Origin of the sequence: Citrobacter sp. wls716 (assembly GCF_005280975.1) — a bacterium.
Lineage (GTDB): Bacteria > Pseudomonadota > Gammaproteobacteria > Enterobacterales > Enterobacteriaceae > Citrobacter > Citrobacter youngae.
This window is the reverse complement of record NZ_SZWX01000010.1, coordinates 1-1,472: the sequence shown is the minus strand read 5'-3', so window position 1 is coordinate 1,472 and position 1,472 is coordinate 1. Positions and strand designations below refer to the sequence as shown.

1 protein-coding gene is annotated in these 1,472 nt (G+C 43.8%); it reads right to left on the bottom strand.

Annotation, left to right across the window (positions count from 1 at the left end):
• Window positions 1–480: 480 nt before the first annotated feature.
• Window positions 481–1,047 (bottom strand): recombinase family protein, encoded by a 567-nt coding sequence (locus tag FDX24_RS00100; RefSeq protein WP_137363633.1) that lies wholly within the window; start codon window positions 1,045–1,047, stop codon window positions 481–483.
• Window positions 1,048–1,472: the final 425 nt, after the last annotated feature.

Here is a 1,472-nt window from a genome sequence, read left to right as displayed (position 1 = left end):
AACCCTTTCGGGTCGCCGGTTTTCAAGACCGAAAAATAATACTTAAAAATCAAACTCATAACACAATAAAAAAGAATAACATCAATACAAAAAGCACATCAAAAACAATACATTAGGTACAACGCAAACGTCGATATTCTTCTAAATTATGCACTATGCCTTGACTGATTATCTGCTATTGAGGATAGTAACTGTATAAAAAAACAGTATAGAGGCTATCATGAAAAACAGAGAATCCAATGTCAGCAGCCTACAAGAATTAGCCGATTTTAACGTCAGCTATTCCCTGCTCACAAACGAAGTCTATCTGTCTGCATCATTCATCGATAACATGGCCTGCATTCCACATTGGCCAGTAAAGGAATTCCCAGATCAGTTTATGTGTATCTCACGAACTCGCGCAAAAGAACTGATAAATGAGTTACAGAAGGCAATCAACTACATGGATGCAGGTATTGATAACTCCCATGGTAGGTTCATCTAGTTTGAAACCTCACTCATAGTCGCAGGGAATTTCTTATAGAGCGTCGATAAGCCAACACCGTATTTGCGAGCGATCTGCTGACGTGATTCGCCAGCAGCTATCAGTCTTCCAGCCTGCGCCCACTGCTCATCCGTTAGTTTTGGCCTACGGCCACCAATTCTCCCTTTTGCCCTTGCTACGGCCAATCCAGCACGAGTTCTCTCAATAATGTTTTCTCTCTCCATCTCAGCAGCAGCACTCAACATCGTGTACGCAAAGCGCCCAATTGAGGTGCTAATTCTTATCCCCTCGGTAACGGATAAAAACTCAATGTTGTTTTCGCGGAAATAACGTAGCAAATCCACAAGATGGATTAGAGAACGACCTAACCTATCTAACTTCCAGACAACGACGGTGTCGCCTGGGCGTAACTTCTTCATCATCTTGTCCAAGCCGGGCCTTTTCGATTTCGCACCGGATATTTTATCCTCAAATATCTGGTCACAATCTAGCCTGTTAAGCGCTTCAAGTTGTAATTCGAGGTTTTGGTCAATTGTTGACACCCTAACGTAGCCGATCAGCATCATTTTTCACCCTGAAAAAGGACGAGATCATGCCACCCAATGGGTAGATATGCATTTTCTTAAAGGTTGGTTTTGGAAGTTTCCCTCAATACCAGACTTTAGGTGATGGCCAGCATATTTTTCAGCACGGCTCTGGCGCTGCGAACAGTTCCGGAATAGCCGATATCGTATTCCCTAAAGCGTTCACCACGACTAACAATCTCACCGTAACGGCGACGCCAACATCTCAGCAACCCGCAAACTACATCGTGTCTGTAGGAACCGCTACAACAACCGGAGTGCGTTTATATCTGACGGGGGCAAATGCAGGATCAACCCCTGTCGCTGCTGCCATTGGATTTCACTGGAAAGCAGAAGGAAGATAAATATGAAAGTTTTTTACAGTGCCAGCCAGAACGGTTTTTATGATGATAACCAGACTCTTC